The organism is uncultured Desulfovibrio sp., assembly GCF_944327235.1.
Lineage (GTDB): Bacteria > Desulfobacterota > Desulfovibrionia > Desulfovibrionales > Desulfovibrionaceae > Desulfovibrio.
This window is the reverse complement of sequence record NZ_CALVHE010000022.1, coordinates 19,227-31,882: the sequence shown is the minus strand read 5'-3', so window position 1 is coordinate 31,882 and position 12,656 is coordinate 19,227. Positions and strand designations below refer to the sequence as shown.

Sequence of the window (12,656 nt, the reverse complement as noted above, 5' to 3'; positions counted from 1 at the left end):
CGGCCTCTGCTACCTTCACGGCGAAGGCGTCGTGAGGGATGAGAAGGAGGCTTTCAGTCTGTTCGAGAGGGCCGCCTGCTCCGACGACCCCGCCCCGGCATACTACGAACTCGGCAACTGCTGTCGTGACGGCCGAGGCGTGCCGCGATCTTCCCAAAATGCCCAAAAATGGTACCGCAAGGCCGCTGAGCTGGGACATGCCGGGGCACGAGAAGCGCTTGCCCGGTGCGCTTCGGGAACGTGGCTCCCGTCCGGTCAGGGGGCGGACGACGGCCGTCCCCAGGATGACGCGCAGTCCGTCGAGCGTCTCCGCAGGGCCGCCGAACAGGGGGACGCGCGGGCGCAGAATGCCCTTGGCCGCTGTTTCATCGACGGCGACGGTGTGAGGAAGGATGCCGCGCAGGCTGCGGCATGGTTCCTGAAGGCCGCCGAACAGGGGGATGATGAGGCGCAGTACGCCCTCGGTCGCTGTCACGAGGAAGGGCTCGGCGTGCCGCGGGACGAAGCGCAGGCCGTCGTCTGGTATCGCAGGGCCGCCAAACAGGGAAACGCCGATGCGAAGCTGGCCCTTGTCCTCTTCGGCCTGGATGACCCCAGTGAGCTGGGGGACGACGCCTGACATGAAGGAAGCTTGTCATGCTGTCCATTTACGTGCTGTTCCGCAATATCCTTAGCGTGCTCAACGTCCTCCTGTATATCCTTCTCATCCCCCCGGCGATCGCCTTGTGCATCCTGAACATCCTTTTCGGAAAGCAGCGCTTGCGATCCGCCGCCGAAGCCGGGGATGCCGACGCGCAATTCCGCCTCGGCGTCTGCTTCATGTGCGGACGCGGCTTCGCGCGTGATGCCGTCCACCGATTCCCGCGTGATGCCGTCCGTGCCGAGGGATGGCTCCGCAAGGCCGCCGAGCAGGGACACAGGAAAGCGCGGATGTGGCTCGTCATCCTCCATGCGCGCGGGCTTTCCCTGAAACAGGCCGCCCAATGGTATCAGGAATGCGCCGATCGGGGCTACGCGGAAGCGCAATACCTCCTCGGCTGTTGTTACAGGGATGGCACAGGCGTACCGCAGGATTATGCCCGGGCGGCGGACTGGTTCCTCAAGGCCGCCGAACAGAACGATTGGCGGGCGGCGAAGCTCCTCAGCGAATGGTACGAGTACGGTACGGGCGTGCCGCGGGATCACGAGAAGGCCGCCTTCTGGGCCGACAAGGCAGGCTCCGACGAGCTGTACTCGATCCACCAAGACAGGTTCCCCCCCTACTTTCCCGGACATGACGAACGCTCTCAGGGGGATAGCTACCTGGAGGGCGACTGCCGGCTGCTGAACGCCGCACGAGCTGTCCGCAGCTATCGCGAGGCCGCCGAGCTGGGCGATGTCACCGCCTGCCTTCGCCTCGGTGAATGTTGTTATTTCGGTGAAGGGATGCAGCGGAACGCTCACGAGGCGGCCGACTGGTTTCTTCAGGCCGCCGAACGAGGGGACGGCACGGCCCGGATCCGCCTTGGGCAGTGCTTCGCTCGCGGTCGGGGCGTACAGCGGAACGATGAGCTGGCGGCGCGCTGGTTTCGGAGAGCCGCCGACCAGATGCTGGCTCGGGGAGAATACTTCTTCGGCCTGTGCTGTCTCAAGGGCATGGGGACGGCTCGCGACGAGGCGCAAGCCGTCAAATGGCTGCACAGATCCGCCGATAGAGCCTGCAACAGGGCGCGCAATGCCCTCGGCCTTTGTCATGCCCTCGGACGGGGCGTGCCGCGAAACGACAAAGAGGTCGCAGACTGGTTCGCGAAGGCCCAATACGACAATGTCCCGGCTCGATACAATCTTGCGTTATGCTACTTCCTCGGCATGGGGAGGCCCCGTGACGAAGCATCGGCGGCCCAGAAACTTCGCGAGATCGTCGGAACGAAACTGGTCGTGGACCGATACCTTCCCGTTTCCGCCGAACAGGAAGAACTGGCGGCGGCCCAACATGCCCTCGCCTACTGTTTCTGCTTCGGTCGCGGGCTGCCGCAAAGTGACCGGCTGGCCGTCATCTGGTGCCGCAAAACGACCATCCAGGGGACGCGGACCGACCAGGACGGTCTGCTCGGCCTGTTCCCCTTTGCCCGCAACGACATCCCGCGGGACGAATCGCCGGACGTGACCGCCTGCCGCACGGCGGCCATGCAGGGAGATGCGGCGGAACAGGTCCGTATGGGGCTGTGCTGCCGCTACGGGCTGGGCCGGGAACGGGACGACGCGCAGGCGGCGGACTGGTTCCGCAAGGCCGCCGGGCAGGGACATGCCGGAGCGAACTATCATCTGGCGCTCTGTCATATCGAAGGGACCGGCGTGCCGCGGGACGAGGCGCAGGCTCTCCAACGGCTGCGCAAGGCCGCCGAGCTGGGAGACGCCGAGGCGGCATCCCTGTTCGAGGAACACAGGCGGCAAGGCTCCCTGACCGGGGCGCTGCACAAGCGTTTCCCGCCGCTCGACACGCGGCCCGTGTCCGTCCTGCTGGAGGCCGCCGATCAGGGGGATGCCGAGGCCATGTTCCGCCTCGGGGAATGCTGCCGCAGGGGGGAAGGGATGCCGCAGGACGACGAGATGGCCGCCGACTGGTATCACATGGCCGCCCTGCGGGGGCACGCCGCCGCCCAGTTCCGTTTCGGCACCTTCCACCACTGGGACGAGACGGCCCTTTTCTGGTACCGCCAGGCCGCCCGGGCGGATCAGGTCGATGCGCTGCGCGCCCTTGGGCAATATTACTCCCTCACTGACGAACGCCGCCGAGAGGCGAGCCCGAGGGAGGCCGTCCGCTGGTTCACGCGAGCCGCCCGCAAGGGCGATGCCCTGTCGCAGACCGGTCTCGGCCTGCTCTACCTGGATGATACCTTCCCGCGGCGGCCGAAGCTGGGTGCGCAATGGCTGCTCAAGGCCGCCGAACAGGACGAAGTGATGGCGCAACATCGCCTCGGCCTGCTCTATCTGGAAGGCAAAGGCGTACCGAAAAATGCCGAGCAGGCCGCTTTCTGGCTCGGCAAGGCCGCCGAACAGGGGCATCGGCAAGCGCAAGACGCCCTGTCCGCCATGCGTCAGGAATAATGGTTTGAAACGCAAAGCGTCTCAAACTGAAAATGCTCTAAAAGAGGCTGTCCCCGGGCGGCCGCCACAAATTTTACTACTATTTCAACAAACAAGAAAATTGACTGTACATATCCCACCTGCCTTTGGCTGTTCGTTTGCCTCGTCCCCTTCTCTTCTCCTGCCGAAAGCACGCTGGGAAAAGGACGAAAAACGACTTTGTGCGGAGGCAGGCTTATGCCTCCCGCCGCTGAGCAAGCGCCTGTCAGCCGAAAATGACGGCCTCCAGACAGGCGCAAAGGGAGTGGTACATAGGCAGGTGCAGCTCTTGCACCAGAGCGGTGGACGAGGCCGGGGCACGCAGCTCCACATCCAGCAGGGAGGCCATCTCCCCGCCGTCCCTGCCCGTCAGCCCCAGCGTACGGCAGGAGAGCAGACGCGCCACGCGCAGGGCCTGATTGACATTGTGCGAATTGCCGGAAGTGCTTATGCCCCAGACGATGTCCCCGGGACGAGCCAGCGCATAGACCTGCTGGGCAAAGCCGAGCCGCCCGTCCACGTCGTTGGCAAAGGCCGTGGGCAGCGCCACGCCGGACACCAGTGGGATGGCCGCTATGCCTCCCTGCAGGCGGGCCAGTTCCTCGGCCTGCCCGGGGAACATCTCTCGGGCGCGACGACAAAAGGTCTCCGGCAGCGGACGCGGCAGCAGGAAGGACTTCATGAGCTCCCCGGCGATGTGCTCGGCGTCGGCCGCGCTCCCGCCGTTGCCGCACAACAGGATCTTGCCGCCGCAGGCAACGCTCTCCGCCAGCAGACGCACCGCCGCCGCGAACGGGGCCACGGCCCCCTGCCATTGCGGGCTGCGTGCGCACAGCTCCCGCCAGCAACGTTCAATCCGGACTTCCATCCTCTCCCCCTCTGCTGCGGCTCCCTATCTTGTGCAAGCGCCGGGATCGCCTCGTGTGCGCGCCTGCCCGCGGCGACACATGGACGTGCCTACTGCTCCTTCCGAAAAACAGGCGCGCACCCTACTCCAAGGGAAACTCTCCCTACCGGACGAGCCGGCGCGCTCCCCCGCCCCGTAGATGGCAAACATGCTGGAATCGATGATAGAATGCCAGACTTGCGCCAGGAGGTCGAGGAAAAAAGATTTCCTCACCGCTCAACATCCAGAAGCCCCCTATTTTAAGATCGATGCTGGAGCGGCTCACGATAAACAAAAAAATGATGCTTTATCGGATAACAATCCAGCAGCGCATCATTTTGTATCTCACCAGAGATCAGTCCCGCCGGGTCGTGCTCAGGGCATGTTGGGACTGGGGCATCATATCCCCATCCCCAATATCCTTATCATCTGGACGCAGCCAAGGAAGGGATCTTCCCGAAAGATTGTACATCCCTTTCCTATATGATGCGGCTACACTTCGGTCTAAAAAACACAGTGCACATATACGCCTGAACAGACTCGTCCCCGGGCTTGAACGACAAAAAACAGGTCAGCCGGGGCCAACCTGTTTTTCGCGCTTCGGAACAAAAGTTTCCGGGAAAGATCAGAACTGCATCTTGGTCAATTCCTTGTAGGCTTCAAGCACCTTGCCGCGCACGGCGGTGGTCAGCTTCATGGCCATGCTGGACTTCTGCATGGTGATCATGAGTTCATGCACGTTCTGGTTGCGACCGGAGGCGAACGCGTCGATGGCGTTGGCCTTTTCGGTCTGCAGCTCGTTCACCCGATTCAGGGAGTCGGAAAGGGTCTCGGCAAAATCATTGGTGTGCGTCAGGCGGGTATGTTCCTGCCCCATCATCTTGATGAAGTCGCCCTGCGCACCGAAATTTTCAGGACGGTCCACGCTGTCGCGCAGCAGGCTCTGGTCCAGGGTCTTGGCAAACAGGGTCTCCTTGCTGACAGGCATCCCCTGCTGCAGGGAACTTTCCACGGTGCTGAAGTGACGCATGGCGTCCGCATAGGCTCTCATTCCGACAAATTGCGCGCTCATATATACTCCTTTACTCTCTTATTCTCTATAACGATGTACGGATGACCTAGCGGCCGATATCCAAAGCCTTGTTGTACATGCCCTTGAGGGCTTCCACCGTGGTCACGTTCGCTTCAAAATTGCGCTGTGTGGTCATCATGTGCGCCATTTCTTCCACGACGTTGATGTCGGGATAGGACACATAGCCGTCCTCGTTGGCGTCGGGGTGACCGGGCTCATACACCTGCTTGAGAGGACGCTTGTCCACGCTGATGGCCATGACGCGCACGCCCTTGAGTTCGCGGTCGAGAGCCGAACGCATATGGACGGAAAAGGGATCGTCCACGTCGGTCGAGACCTGCACCACGGTACGGCGCTGATAGGGGCCGCCCTGAGGCGTACGCGTGGTCTTGACGTTCGCCAGGTTCATGGCGATAGTGTTCATTCGCGTACGGTCCGCGGTAAGCGCGGAGGCACTGATATCAAGTGCGGTCATGAAGTCCATAGTCATCCATCCTTTACAAGCGCATGCTTGAAACAGGTTAGGCTGTCTTGGCGTCCTGGATAAGGGTCGACAGACCTTCAAAATTCTTCTGCATCACCTGGGCCAGCGCCGTATAATGCAGCTGATTCTTGGCGTGCTTGGCCATTTCCTTGTCGAGGTTCACGCGGTCTTCGCCATGAATCTGACGGGGTTTGAACTGCTTGTCCCACTCGGCTCCGAAGGTCTCGGGCGTAAAGGCCGCGGGCATGTGCCCCGGGGTGGTCGTGCTCATGCGTCCGCGCATGTCGAGTCCCAGCGCCTTCTGCAGTTCCTTTTCGAACGTCAGTTCGCGCGGCTTGTAATTGGGCGTATCTATGTTGGCAAGATTGCTGGCAATGACGTTCTGCCGTTGCAGCTGCATATCCATGACCTTGCCCACAAGGCCGATCTGATCATTGAACAGACTCTTCATGCTTTCCTCCAGCCGATGACATGTTTGCCTTTCTTATAGCAACTGACGTGCCACATAAAAAAAATACTTTAAATTCAGCATATTAAATAAACATTTTATTCCTTTGGACATTTTTTTGACGTCGGGGAATTGGCGAACTCGGCGGGAACACATGACAAAACGGCCCCGGAGCATCCGCTCCGAGGCCGTCATTTCTCCGATGTCGGGCATCGTCAGTTTACTGACGTGACGTTGCCTGCTCTGCCCTGCCGATATGGCGGACATAATACTGCATGTCGTCCAGCAGGACGCCGCCCTCCACTATGGGCGAGGGGTAATTGTCACGGAAAAAGTGCGGCAGCACGAAACAGGGCGCAAAGCCGCTGCCCCGGTAGAAGCTGTCCATGCTGGGCACGGTCCCCGTGCCTGCCAGCAGACTGTCATACGTCGTGTCCAGCAGGCCGCACAGCCGCATGAGCAGCTGCCGGGCCAATCCTCTGCGCCGGTACGCGGGCGCGGTGACCAGCAGACGGCACTCGACGACCCGTCTGCCGCGCAGGGCGGGGCATTCCCGCTCACATGGGCCGCCCGGCGCAAAGGCAGCCGTTTCGTCGGTCAGGACCGCCAGGCTGACGGGTTCCCGCCGCCGGACAAAGAGACCGTAGAGCGTCCCCCGCGCCAGCCAGGCGTCGATGTGGGTTGGGTCATCGTCCGCCAGACGGAGGAGCGGCAGAAAACGCTCCGTCTGACGGCGGATGCGGCGCAGACGCAGATCCGGCAGGGGCATGGCCAAGGGGATCACAGGGTAGCCTCAGGCTTTCATCTGGGCTTGCGACACGCCCAGCGCCCGCAGCCGCAGGTAGATCTCGGCGCAGGCTTCGGCGTCCGAGCCGGCATGATGATGCTGCAAGGGGATCTGGAAATGGGCACAGACGCTGCTCAGCCGATGTGACGACAACGGCAGGCTGCGCCTCGATCCCTTGAGCGTGCAATAGAAGGGCAGACGGGGCTCGGTGATGCCGACAGCGCGGCAGCATCCGATGAGCACCCGCCGATCGAAGGAGGCATTATGCGCCACGAACCACTCGGCCCCCTCCAGGAAGGCGGCCAGCTCCGGCCAGAGCTGCGCAAAGGTGGGCGCATCCTTGAGCATGGGCCAGGTCAGGCCATGCACTTCAGTGAAGCGGATAACGGAAGACGGAGGACGGATGAGCGCATAAAAGCGGTCCACCACCCTCCCCTCTTCCAGCCGGGCCATGCCGACGGCGCAGGCGCTGTCCGCCGCATAGCCGGAGGTCTCGAAATCAAGGGCGATGCCCGTACCGTCGCTCACTCACGGCCCTCGGCGGCAGCGGCGGCGGCCTCGTCCAGGCGGGCGGCGATGTATGCGCGCATCTCGCCGTCGTTCTCGTCCAGCGTCAGACAACAGGCATCCGCGCCCATGAGCCCGCCGGGCACGAAATCGCCGCGCTCATCGGGATCGTTCACCATGTCGGCGTAAAAGCAGACGGAGAGCCAGCGATTTTCCGGATCGTCGTCCACCACGTCCACCAGAACGAAGACTTCCCGCGTCTTCTGCGCCGCGTGCCGGGCGCGCAGCGAGTAGCTCACGCCGGGACGGGCCTTGAAGGAGAGCGTCACCTGCGGCAGTGCCGCCAGCCGGGCGGCATAGGCCTCAAAGGCGGGACGGGCCCCCACGGGGTCGGTCCGCCAGCCTGCCAGCATATCCTGAAATTCCTGCGGCCAAGCTATATCCATCGTCTGCTCCTGCTATTCTTCCTGCCACTGCCACGGCATGGAGTTGAGGCCCAGTCCCCAGATCCCCTTGTGGCCCGCCGCGGCTTCCTGCTCGGTCCGGTACCAGCGCGGACAGAACATGGCCTTGCAATTCTTTCTGTCCACCCAGGCCAGTCCCGCTTCCAGCAGGGACGAGCTCATGGAGACGCCGTCCACATAGATGAGCGCGCGCTGCCGTCCCTTGTCGTCCTTCAGGGGGGACTGCACGGTCACGCGCGTGCCCGGCTTGAGCATTCGCCGCACCAGCGCCTTGGCGTCCACAGCCATGGGCTGACGTCCGCGCGGCGCGGAGATGCCGTAAAAATAGTAGACTTCCGCTTCCCCTTTCCCGTTGCGGCTGCGGGTGACGGAAATGCAGTCGCTGTCCTCGACGGCCCGCACATAGGCCACAAACGCCTGTACCGGTTCGGCTGCCAACAGACAGAGCGTGAGCAGCAACAGTAAACTCCGCATGACGGCGCACATGAGAACCTCCTCGGCACACGCCAGGTGCCCATTCCTTCAAGCATTCCACGCACCGGGCAAGGGCTGCGAACAGCACGGGGGAGCACCTCTCCTTGCCGCCTGGGGGGGCCGCAACGCCTGGCTCAGGACAACGCAGTGCCGCCGCCACGACGGCCCTGCCGGTTGTCATTCCATAAAAATCATGCCCGCGCCACCACGCCTTGTCAAGGCGGGGGGCACGGGCACGGGAGGAGGATGACGACAGGATCAGTTCCAGACGACGAGCCCGATCTGGTAGGCCGCCACGGAAACCACATAGGCCAGCGCGGTATTGAAGAACAGGCTGAAGAACAGCCAGCGCCAGCCGCCCGCCTCGCGCTGGATGACCACCAGCGAGACGAAGCAGGGAGAATAGAGCAGCACGAAGAGCATCAGCGAGAGCGCGGTGGCCTTGGACCAGCCGGGCGTGGACTGGAGCAGGGCCTCCAGCGGCTTGGCGTCCTCGGGGTCCACGTCACCGAGGGAATAGGCCGTGCCCAGAGTGGACACCACGGCTTCCTTGGCCGCGATGCCCGCCAGCAGAGCGATGTCGGTACGCCACTCAAAACCGGCGGGAGCGGTGGCGGGTTCGATGAACTTGCCCAGACGACCGGCAAAGCTGTGCGCCAGTTCGGCGGCGCCCTTCTCTTCTTCCAGTTTAGTCGCCTGTTCTTCCAGTCCGGCGCGGGCGGCGTCGCCTTCGGGCAGGGCCTCGATCTGCGTGTTCAGGGCCTCGATGCGGGAATCGAAGGCGGCGGCTTCCTCTTCAGGCAGCTTGGGATAGGTCAGTCCGGCCCAGATGATGATGGAGATGGCCAGGATGACCGTCCCCGCCTTCTTGACGTACATCCATGTCCGTTCCCAGCAGTGCATGAGCACACTGAACAGGGTGGGCAGGCGGTAGGGGGGCAATTCCATGACGAAAGGCGTGGCCTCGCCCCTGATGATGGTGGAACGCAGCAGACGGGCCACCAGCAGGGCGAAGACCCAGCCGGACAGCATGATGAGCACCATCACCGTGGGGGCCTGACTGCCGAAGAAGGCGGCCGCCAGCAGCAGGAACACGGGCAGCTTGGCCCCGCAGCTCATGTAGGGCAGGGTCAGGAGCGTGGCCAGTTTTTCCTTGGGACTGCGCAGGGTGCGGGTGGCCATGGCGCCGGGGATGGCGCAGCCGCCCGCGATGCCGCCGGAGATGACATAGGGCATGACCGAGGCCCCATGCAGGCCGAAGGCGCGGAACACCCTGTCCATCATGTAGGCGATGCGCGCCATGTAGCCGCTGTCCTCCATGAAGGCGATGAGGGCGAACATGATGACGATGAGCGGCGCGAAACTCAGTACGCCCCCCACGCCGCCGATGATGCCGTCCACCACCAGCGACTGGAGATCGCCTTCGGGGATGATGCCCGCGAACAATTCACCGAGCGCGCCGCAGGCGTCCTCCACCCAGCCCTGCGGATAGGCGCCGATCTCGATGGTGATCTGGAACACCGCATAGAGCACGGCCAGCATGATGAGCGGGCCGAAAAAGGCATTGGTCAGCACCCTGTCGAGCTTGTCGGAGAGGGCGAGACGGTCCTTGCCCGCATCCTGCCGGACGACGCCGTCCCGCAGCAGACCGCGGATGAAGCCGTAGCGGGCGTCCGTGATGTGGGATTCCATGGTGACGCTGTGCCCGGTGCGGATATGGTCGGCCACACGGCGGCAGATGCCTTCCATCTCCTGCGCCGCCGTAGCGTTGGCGGCGCGCAGCTCCTGCCGCAGTTCGGGGTCGCCTTCCATGAGTTTGACGGCGATCCAGCGGGGAGCGTATTTGGGCAGCAGTTTTTCCCGCTCGATGATGGCCTGCATGGCCATGATGCCTTCGTTGACGTCCGCCCCGTAATTGACTTCCAGCACGCGCCGCTCGCCCGCCTGCGCCAAACGGACGGCCTCGCTCATGGCCTCCTTGAGGCCCTCGCCGTTACGGGCCACGGTGGAGACCACCGGGATGCCCAGCATGTGCGAAAGACGGTCGATGTCGATATGGATGCCCGCCTTGCGGGCCTCGTCCATCATGTTGCAGGCCAGCACCACCGGCAGGCCCATCTCCAGCATCTGCACGGTGAGCAGCAGGTTGCGCTCCAGCGCCGAGGCGTCCACGACGTTGATGACGGCCTGGACCCTGCCGCTGGCCAGTTCCGCCCGGGCGACGATCTCTTCCTGCGAATAGGCCGTCAGCGAATAGGTGCCCGGCAGGTCCACCAGCGTGACGTTCTCGCCTCCGTGCCTGACCACGCCTTCCTTGCGGTCCACCGTGACGCCGGGATAATTGCCCACATGCTGGCGCGCCCCGGTATAGGCGTTGAATACCGTGGTCTTGCCGCAGTTGGGATTGCCCGCCAGCGCGATGCGCAGCGGCTGTCCCGCCGCACGTCTCCCTACTTCGCTGAATTGGATGACAGCACTCATTTCCGATCTCCTCGCTCGCACCTTCTTGCCGCCTTCAGCAAGAATTGAAATTCATTTTCCGCTCGCTGTGATGCGATATTTGTCCGCGCTTGTCAAGCCCGTTGTGCGGAAAGACAGTCTCGCAGCGACGACACGCCGCAGGAATGGATCATATGGATGGGTATACGCCGTGAACGCGCATGTTCCAGCGCCTTGCGCCGAGCCTCATGGGAAACCTTGTTGGTAAAGACGATAATGGCGTCGGGATTGCCGATCTTGTCCGTAAAGTTGCGCTCATTGCGACTGATGCACTTGAGGGTGGCGCCACCCTCGCGAGCCGCGGCAATATACTCCGGCTTGAGTCTGTCCATACCGCCGATAAGCGTCACGCACATGGGCCTTCTCCTGAAGCTGCGCCTCCCGGCGCAGGTTTGATGTCCTTTCTGAAAAGCAGACTAATTGAAAAAGAATTTCAAAGTCAATAAAAAATTTCTTCCCATTTTTTTCTGGCAAAACGTCTACCCGGGGCATATCCTGCCCTGTAACAGGCATCCGCCGCCCGGTTCACGCGCCGCCGGGCAAGGCGTATCGCATCTCCCGGCGCTGCCCGCGGGAGGCTCACCTTGCTCCGCTCCCTGCTCGCTCCGCTCTTCGTGCTTGGCCTCCTGCTTGCCCCCTCCCCTTCACAGGGCGAGGAGGCCCGGAAGGACGAGGCTTCCCCAGCCGCCGGGAAAACGGCCTCCCCAACATCCGAACAGGCCCCCTGCCCGGAAGCGGAGCTCCCGCTCCGGCTCATGCAGCCGGACGAAATCTGCCGGAAACAGGACAAGGTCACGGCGGAAAAAATACGCGACAACGCACTGAATGGTGATCCGGTCGATTTCCTGCTGCTGGTCGCCCTGAGTACGCTGGAACGGCCAAACGGTGGGGCGTCTCTTTTCGGCGCGCCCGCCTCCTTCTGGGAGGAGTGGCTCATCCGCCTGTTCGGTGAAAAGGAAGGCTGCTACCTTCTGGCCTGTATACTGCACACCATCAGCGCCACCCCCGGACTGCCCCAGACAGAAATAAACCGGATCGTGGCGGAATACCTGCGAAAATCCGTCGCCCTCGGACACCCCGAGGCCATGTACGGTCTGGCCCGTCTTGCCGCGGACTTCCCGGACAAGACGTTTCGGATGCCGGAGCATCCGGACTTTTTCATTCTTCCGCGGGATGTGCCCGAAGACGGCGCACGGACGCCGGAATCCCGCTACTGGATGGGGGCGGCGGCCACCGCCGGATCGGCGCAGGCGAATTTCCACTTCGGGTACGCCCACTCCGTGCATGAATACGGTGTTTATGACGAACGCAAGGCTCTGGAAGCCTACGCACGGGCCATGCGCCTGGGAATTTTGAGCGCCCTGAAAAGGATAGTCCTTATCCTCAATCCTGCCGGAGAGAAGAAGCCCTTCCCCCCTTCGACCGACTGCAAGGCGCTCCTGTACTATACCGCCCTCGAGACCTGCCTCGATGAGGACGGCGACATACGGGAGATCGAGCACGCTGCCCAGCTCATGCTGCAAGGCGACAATGAAATGTTCGCCAAAGCCTGCCTGACCCGTAAGGAATATGAGGAGATACTGCGGAAAGCGAAAAAAGAGGGCGTCAGCGGCAAGGCCGACCTGCGGGAAAAGAAAAAAGCCCGGGAAGCCCTGCTGGAAAAGGCCGGAGCCCGGCTCGCGGAGCTCCGCGACGCCTTTGCCGCGCAGGCAAAGGAAAAGGCCGCTCCTGTCGAAAAGAAGGCGGCAAACTGAGGCCATACATTCCGCCTGTCCCCACCGGCAGGCATCCTTTACAGAGCGGGCGTACGCGGGAAGCGTGCCCCCGCTCTTTTTCTGCCACCCGGACGGCGTGCGCCGTCGGATAGCCTGCCGCATCCGCCCTTGGCTCAGCGGGAGAAAAAAAATCTGCCAAGGTACTGCGATAGCGT

13 protein-coding genes are annotated in these 12,656 nt (G+C 62.9%); 3 read left to right on the top strand and 10 right to left on the bottom strand.

The window, feature by feature from the left end; genetic code table 11:
* Both Q0K00_RS05140 and Q0K00_RS05135 read left to right on the top strand, forming a co-directional pair.
* The coding region (locus Q0K00_RS05140; RefSeq protein WP_297227824.1) for a tetratricopeptide repeat protein at window positions 1–619 on the top strand (619 nt) is incomplete at its 5' end.
* A gap of 17 nt (window positions 620–636) precedes the next feature.
* The gene (locus Q0K00_RS05135; RefSeq protein ID WP_297227821.1) at window positions 637–3,087 is read left to right on the top strand and encodes an SEL1-like repeat protein; all 2,451 of its coding nucleotides are present in this window, start codon (window positions 637–639) and stop codon (window positions 3,085–3,087) included.
* Between the two features lie 244 nt (window positions 3,088–3,331).
* Here the strand turns inward: Q0K00_RS05135 and Q0K00_RS05130 are convergent, their stop codons facing one another.
* The 10 genes from Q0K00_RS05130 to Q0K00_RS05085 form a co-directional block, all read right to left on the bottom strand.
* Window positions 3,332–3,973: an SIS domain-containing protein gene (locus Q0K00_RS05130; RefSeq protein ID WP_297227819.1), complete on the bottom strand. Its 642-nt coding sequence runs from the start codon at window positions 3,971–3,973 to the stop codon at window positions 3,332–3,334.
* A 643-nt stretch (window positions 3,974–4,616) separates the two neighbouring features.
* A complete protein-coding gene (gene fliE, locus Q0K00_RS11830) occupies window positions 4,617–5,063 on the bottom strand; it encodes a flagellar hook-basal body complex protein FliE (protein ID WP_366141147.1) in 447 nt (148 codons plus the stop codon).
* 46 nt (window positions 5,064–5,109) lie between these two features.
* Complete coding sequence (gene flgC, locus Q0K00_RS05120; protein WP_297227817.1) at window positions 5,110–5,547, bottom strand: flagellar basal body rod protein FlgC; 438 nt, start codon at window positions 5,545–5,547, stop codon at window positions 5,110–5,112.
* Window positions 5,548–5,584: 37 nt separating this feature from the next.
* Entirely contained in the window at window positions 5,585–5,998 is a 414-nt protein-coding gene (flgB, locus tag Q0K00_RS05115; RefSeq protein ID WP_297227816.1) for a flagellar basal body rod protein FlgB, read from the bottom strand.
* 217 nt (window positions 5,999–6,215) lie between these two features.
* Entirely contained in the window at window positions 6,216–6,779 is a 564-nt protein-coding gene (locus tag Q0K00_RS05110; RefSeq protein ID WP_297227815.1) for a GNAT family N-acetyltransferase, read from the bottom strand.
* 9 nt (window positions 6,780–6,788) lie between these two features.
* Window positions 6,789–7,310, bottom strand: a complete 522-nt coding sequence (locus Q0K00_RS05105) for a 3'-5' exonuclease (RefSeq protein ID WP_297227813.1) — start codon at window positions 7,308–7,310, stop codon at window positions 6,789–6,791.
* Window positions 7,307–7,735: a hypothetical protein gene (locus Q0K00_RS05100; RefSeq protein ID WP_297227812.1), complete on the bottom strand. Its 429-nt coding sequence runs from the start codon at window positions 7,733–7,735 to the stop codon at window positions 7,307–7,309. Before Q0K00_RS05100 ends, Q0K00_RS05105 begins: the two co-directional genes overlap by 4 nt.
* A gap of 12 nt (window positions 7,736–7,747) precedes the next feature.
* A complete protein-coding gene (locus tag Q0K00_RS05095) occupies window positions 7,748–8,239 on the bottom strand; it encodes a thermonuclease family protein (protein ID WP_297227811.1) in 492 nt (163 codons plus the stop codon).
* 246 nt (window positions 8,240–8,485) lie between these two features.
* A complete protein-coding gene (feoB, locus tag Q0K00_RS05090) occupies window positions 8,486–10,708 on the bottom strand; it encodes a ferrous iron transport protein B (protein WP_297227809.1) in 2,223 nt (740 codons plus the stop codon).
* Between the two features lie 92 nt (window positions 10,709–10,800).
* On the bottom strand, window positions 10,801–11,082 hold the full coding sequence (locus Q0K00_RS05085) for a DUF2325 domain-containing protein (RefSeq protein WP_297227807.1): 282 nt from the start codon (window positions 11,080–11,082) through the stop codon (window positions 10,801–10,803).
* A gap of 228 nt (window positions 11,083–11,310) precedes the next feature.
* On the opposite strand from Q0K00_RS05085, the gene Q0K00_RS05080 reads away from it, so the two are divergent.
* Window positions 11,311–12,480 carry a hypothetical protein gene (locus Q0K00_RS05080; RefSeq protein WP_297227805.1) on the top strand — a complete coding sequence of 390 codons (1,170 nt, stop codon included), beginning with the start codon at window positions 11,311–11,313 and terminating at the stop codon, window positions 12,478–12,480.
* Window positions 12,481–12,656: the final 176 nt, after the last annotated feature.